This window comes from Glaciimonas sp. Gout2 (genome assembly GCF_035018905.1).
Lineage (GTDB): Bacteria > Pseudomonadota > Gammaproteobacteria > Burkholderiales > Burkholderiaceae_D > Glaciimonas.
In genome coordinates this window covers 1-6,109 of record NZ_JASJXA010000086.1, presented here as the reverse complement: position 1 = coordinate 6,109, position 6,109 = coordinate 1, and the positions used below count along the sequence as shown (strand labels likewise).

General features: G+C 45.3%; 5 protein-coding genes. All 5 read left to right on the top strand.

Annotated elements, in window-relative coordinates; genetic code table 11:
• Positions 1-39: 39 nt before the first annotated feature.
• Positions 40-522: a type III secretion system translocator chaperone SicA gene (gene sicA, locus QN379_RS22895; protein WP_323507714.1), complete on the top strand. Its 483-nt coding sequence runs from the start codon at positions 40-42 to the stop codon at positions 520-522.
• Positions 523-539: 17 nt separating this feature from the next.
• On the top strand, positions 540-2,366 hold the full coding sequence (gene sctE / locus QN379_RS22890; RefSeq protein ID WP_323507713.1) for a type III secretion system translocon subunit SctE: 1,827 nt from the start codon (positions 540-542) through the stop codon (positions 2,364-2,366).
• Between the two features lie 27 nt (positions 2,367-2,393).
• A complete protein-coding gene (locus QN379_RS22885; protein ID WP_323507712.1) occupies positions 2,394-3,512 on the top strand; it encodes an IpaC/SipC family type III secretion system effector in 1,119 nt (372 codons plus the stop codon).
• Positions 3,513-3,610: 98 nt separating this feature from the next.
• A complete protein-coding gene (locus QN379_RS22880) occupies positions 3,611-4,663 on the top strand; it encodes an IpaD/SipD/SspD family type III secretion system needle tip protein (protein ID WP_323507711.1) in 1,053 nt (350 codons plus the stop codon).
• Positions 4,664-4,772: 109 nt separating this feature from the next.
• On the top strand, positions 4,773-6,109 hold a 1,337-nt coding region (locus QN379_RS22875), incomplete at its 3' end, for a hypothetical protein (RefSeq protein ID WP_323507710.1).

Genomic DNA, 6,109 nt, shown 5'->3' with positions numbered 1-6,109 from the left:
TAATGACACCATCGTTTGGTGATGCTTAGGGAGAAAAAAGTGAAACATCAATCCGAAGATTTTGATGAAAATCATCTTGAGACCATTCTGGATGCCGTAAGCGAGGGTGCGACGCTCAAGGAAATACACGGAATTTCCGAACAGCAGATGGATGAGTTGTACGGCCTAGCCTACGATTTTTATCGTCAGGGAAAGTTGGATGAGGCAGAGAAATTTTTTCGTTTTTTGTGTATTTATGACTTTTATTGTCCTGATTTTTTAATGGGATTGGCTGCAGTTTACCAACTCAAAGGGGCCTATCAAAAGGCCGCTGATTTATATGCCGTTGCGTTTGCGCAGGGTGACGGTGATTACCGGTCAATGCTTTACTCCGGACAATGTCAGTTGGCAATGGGGAAGTCTGGCAAAGCTAAGCAGTGTTTTAAAACCGTTATTGAAAATGCAAATGAGGATTCAGTGAAGAAAATTGCTGATGCCTATTTAAAGGCATTACAAAAGAGTGGAAGTAAGGCGTCATTATAAATCGAAAGAGATCCTAGATGAGCATGAGAATAGCCGGAGTGGCAATTGATGTGATTCGAAATGAATCAAATGGCAGTGGTAATTTTTTGTCGAACGAGAAGCTGTCAAAAAAAGCCGAGCAACTGACGAAGCTTTCGCCGGCTTTTTTGCTTGGAGCGCAGCAGGCAGCAAAGGAGCTAGCGGCTCTCGTAATTGATGGGGATAGCGTTGGTGGCCAGGAATATAACGCTGACGTAAGTCGTCCAGAATTGCGAGCACCAAAAAGATGGCAGGCAAGTGTGGCAAATGGCGCACAAAATGAAAGTACAAAAATAGGTATGCGGTTGGCCGCGATGATGGCTGCACTAGAGACAGGAAATCTCACCAAGTTGGCATCCAAAGCGGACGCCTTTTTCTTTCAACAAGGGGTGCTCAATAATACGCGAAAGGAAATTGCGGCTAAATACGAAGCTGCAGTGAAAGCAGTTGAGGGCGCTGTCTCCGATCTTGAAGTGGTAAGTGGAAAATTAGAGGAGTTGATTGACGACGTTGAAGGAATCAAGAAACAACTCGCTGAGGCTGAGCGTGTTCTTTCGTCGGCTAAACCTGGTACGCCTGATTACGATGTTGCGCTACAGAGCCGAAATACACTACAGGCAACTGTCGACAAAAAGCAGGGGCAATTGACTGAGCTGAAGGAGGGTGTGGCTTTATCAGAAGTCGCTCTAGTGGATTTGCAGGATCAGGTTGATGCTGTGTTTGCACAGTCCGGTATAGCAGAAAATAATCTGCCTGAATCTTTGGTAAAAAAAGATCAAAGCAATATAGGACTCATGTTGACCTTGATGACTAAATTGGGTGAACTGATGCTGAAGACTGGAGAGGTGCGTGCCGAAACCCAACGTAGTCTGTTGAGAATTCAAGAGGATATCCGAACCGCAAAAATGACCGCAGATGCCAAAAAAGCGGACATAGAAAGGGCTAAGGCTGAGGCGCTAAATAAAGTCATGGGCTGCGTCGGGAAAATTCTCGGCGCTGTGATTCTCGTAATTGGTGTGTTAGCTGCAGTTTTTACCGGGGGGGCAAGTCTTGTGCTCGCCGGTATTGGTGTGGCTTTGATGCTCGCTGATGAGGTTTACTCCGCGGTGACAGGAAAATCTTTTATGGAAAAGGCCATGCAGCCCCTAATGAAAGCTCTGCAACCGCTATTACAACGTGTAATGAATCGAGTATCCGAACTAATGGAGATGCATGGCGTCGCTCCTGAGACCGCCAAGATGGCCAGCATGATTGTGGTATCGGTAGGCATCTCTGTGGGTGCAGCGGGGCTTGCCGTCACCGGAGTGGGTGGGGCTGTGGGAGCCGCGGTATCCAATATTACAAGCAAAATTACCTCTGTTCTGTCACGCGTGCTAGAGAAGACGCTGGGTAAAATGATTCCTACGATGCTAAAACAAGGTATTTCACAAGTTTTCTCTCAGGTTTCGGGTGCAGCTTCCAGGATGTTAAATGCAGCAGCTACGCGTTTGGGCATGTCAACCAATTTGGCAAGCAAGCAAATTTACGCTGGTCGGTTGGCTCAACTTGGTGCCGGGCTTAACTTTGAAAAAACGGTTATTACTAGCGGTTTGGATGTTGGCGTGGAGGTTGCGAACCTCAAAACAGCTAAGGCGAATGCCAGCATTCAGTTGGGCGTCAAAGAATTGGCATTATTAAGCGATATGATTTCTGCATTAATGGAGCAGTTTAAAGATTCACTCGATATTTCTCAGAAATTTTTTTCTGCCGCAAGTAACGCGATCAACCATCACACTAGTACCGGCGTTGCATTGGCGCGATCAATGCGCGGTGCGCATTCTGCTTAATTAAAAATATAGAATAAAGAGAAATAAATGGAAATTCGCAATCAAGTTACGATACTGACTCCAGCTAATGCTGACATTAATAGTGCTGAAAGCAGCAAAACGATTAAAGGAACTGCTAAGGATGCGATTTCAATAACAGCGTTATTGACACTTTTGCCTTTAGAGATGGCCGATGCGACGGAAAGCAGGCGAGCTTTAGAATCTTCGATTAGTTTAATGGCGCCCGATAAGCGTAAGGAGATTATTGTTAATCTAAGGGAATTGGTCGACGAGAGTGTGGATACCCCTGTTGGAAAACTGCTTGAGAAGAAGTTACCAGAAGTCGAAAAAGAAGTGATCGAGAATGCTGGTATAGACCGCCTTCTGGAATTGCTATTTTCGTTATTGATGACACTAGGGCAAAGCAATACCGCGCGTAATGCCGCTGCAGCAAAATTTGCTGAAATATCCGTGCAGCAAGCGGCTGCGGCTGGTGCCAAGGGAGTCAATGCAGCTATAGCAAACTTGGGAGGCGCAGTAACCGGTATGGCAGTTGGCACTGCTGTCGCCGGAGTCGGTTTTCAAAAATTCTCTAAGGCAACTAACGGCCAGATTCGTAATATATCAACCAACGGACGCCAGGTTAATCAGTTACGTGCGCAAAACGCAGCCACTAGCAACGCGCTAAATCGATCAAGCCCGCCGTCGGCTGGAAGCAGTCCGCAGAAGAGTTTACAGACCTTAGATTCGAAAGGTAAGCAATTAGAATTAAAGGCGAATGCGCCCTCAATAAGTAGCGAGGAGCAGGCTGTCCTCAATCAAACCATTCTGCGTACGGACGCGAAGATCGCCGCTAAAGAACTCGCGTCGCAATCTAATTCGCAAAAATTTTCACAGCAACAGTTCGGTGGGCAAACCGTTATTTCATTTTCCCAGCCGCTATCCGCTATCGCGCAAGCTTCAGGAGGGGTGATCTCTGCTGAACAACAAGCAGCAAGTAAATTGAGCGATGCACATGGCGCTGTTGCGTCAACCATTCAACATAGCGAGGAGCAAGCTGCGCAGCGAGCCACAGAGCTGCTGACGAGAATGTTTTCAATGATCGCTTCTTCTTCTGACCAAAGTCGCGCAACGCTAGATTCAATTGTACAAAACATTAAGGCTTAAACAGTTGCGTTAGGCGCTGCTTAATCCAGAGCACCGCCTACTTTATTACACTTTTTCAGTATATTGAATCAGTCCCAACGCCGAGAGGATGTCTTTACATGGAAATAAACATACAACAGCCACTGACTACCATGGCAATGTCGATAAACAATCGAGAGACGAGTGATGCATCGGTTTTCTGTAACGACATTGAGCCGTTAATCACCGGTAAACTTCAGGAGGGCGAGCGAGAGCGGATAATATCGCGTGCTCTTCAATTTTCAAGCTTGCTCGAAAATAAAAGGATGGTGTACGCAGAGGTATTACAGGCATTTGATGCAATTGATTTCAATGACCCCACAAAAATTGTAGGGGCGGTCAGACTTGATACTGTCAAACTTGAGAATCTAGCAAATTTAAGTGCGGCAATAGATGGTTCTACTGTGATGGATCACTTACTGGGACCTCAAATTGCCGTTTTACGCAATGATTTGTTGCGGGACCTCGTCGCAGACAAGTTGCCGGATGCCAATAATCTCAATGAGGTTTGGAAAGAATTGTCTGGCTTGATAGGCAAGTACGAGGAGGGTGATTTATCTCATTATGCATCTGCACTCGCCAAGTACACAACTTTATATCAACAAATCACCGACATTGTCGCATCGCTCAAAAAGTATGTGAGTTCCGACGGGGACAATGATATGAAGGTCAATTTTAAACAAATAGAAAATGCGCTTAACTCTATTCTAAATAGATTTGAGCCTCCGACTATGAACGGAGTAATTGCCGGAAAAACTCCTGAAAATGGCATTCTTTCGAACGAGGCCGTCGACATCTGTACGAAGTTAGGAATCGATCCAGTCGAATGTATCCATGCTAACCGGGACGGCACATTTTGTATCATTCCTGATCTATCGCAGATAAAAAAACAAATCGCCAATTTACCGACATCTGACGACGGTATTGTCATAGACGGTCATAAGTTATCCATCACTACCTATAACGTTTGGAAATCTGGTTTTGACGCGCAGGTTAGCAGAATCGAAGATTCGCTGCAGAGTCGTGGGCAAAAGTATAGTAATGCTTACGGCCGCTTCGAAACCGCTCATAAGACGATTAGCTCAATTATTCAAAGCATGGCCGACATGTTGCGTGCTTTTCTTCAGTTTTGAAGCAGGTCAATTTGTAATTCAATAAGAACCTGCTGTGTTGTCTAGTAAAACTGTGGCACAAAACAAGGTGAGTCATTCACCCTTGCAAAATTATCTATAGGAATAATCGATGGGACCAACACTGATTAGCGGTTCAACAAGAGGCGCTGTTTGTCCACATCCGAACAATATCACCAAGCCTAAAATGTCGTTCGTGGATGGTATTGAAAGCGTAAGCGGAAGTAATCAAGTTTGCGCCCCCCCCAATCCGAGTGATTTCGATTTCAGCGGCACTCCGCAAATAAACGAGCGCCATCAAATCACCGCAGCTGCGCATGAGGCGTATACCGCAGCTATCGATGTGATAGCTGCATCCACCGAAGGGGCTGTCGCCTCGGAAGCGCTATTGCCAAACGCCACCCGGCCGATTGATCAGGCCGAAGCCTCCGCTTTTGAGGCGATTTCAAGAATAGCTGATAAACCGGAAGATTTTAAACGGATAGTCGCCCAAGGAACACATGCGGCCACGATTGGCGTCTCTGACCTGGCGCTGGCATTATCGACGTTGCGAATTCACGGCGGAGCAGAAGTCTCGGACGATTGCAATAGGCTATCACGGCAACTATGCATGTTGGTAATGGGGGATAAACTTGGCGAAGAATCTGGATTTTCGCATTGGCAAAAAAATAATTGTTATGACAAGGTGCAGCAACTTAGCGAAAAAATACATGCCAAACTTGATGCTGTAGTGCGCCATAACAAATCAGATTTATTTACTACCGTTTTTAATACTGACGTGATGCCAGTGATTCGTCAACACTTAGAAGCTAAATTTGGCTCGCTATCACTTGCAACGTGGAAAAAAGTTGAAGAAGCAAAAGGAACAATCTCTGAAGCCGCGGCGAAAGCGGCCACTCGTGTGTTGAGTACGTTTCAGTCACCAAACGGTGGTGCTAATTTGCACAGTATGATGAATCAAGTCAGAGTTGCTTATCACTGGGCGGAGTTGATGCGTCCGGTCGATGAAAAATCAGTTGTCCCGCCGGCTGTAGAGGATACAAAAAATATTCCTGGCGATTCATTAAAAGAGTCTGATGTCGCAAATACATTAGCTGATTTGCCGATTGGAGCCGAAAAAACGATGATTAATGCCAATCCAGTAATCAACATTAATATTGGTGAAAAGCTAAGAAGGTCTGGCGCATCAGAAGATATATTGTCAGTGACGATCGATAACAAAAGTACACCTATGCCATTAGTAAACATACCTAGGGCATCGTTGTCAAACTTGGATATATATAATCCGCCGTTTAGCCTTGCCGAAATAAATCCAGAACAATATTATGTTGATTTATTACGACAACAAACATCATCGGGCCCGGAGCGTTTCAAACAAGAAAATAAGACATTGAAGGAAAATCGGAATATCAGATTAACTCCGTTCAAAAAAAAGGGCGAGTATCAGAT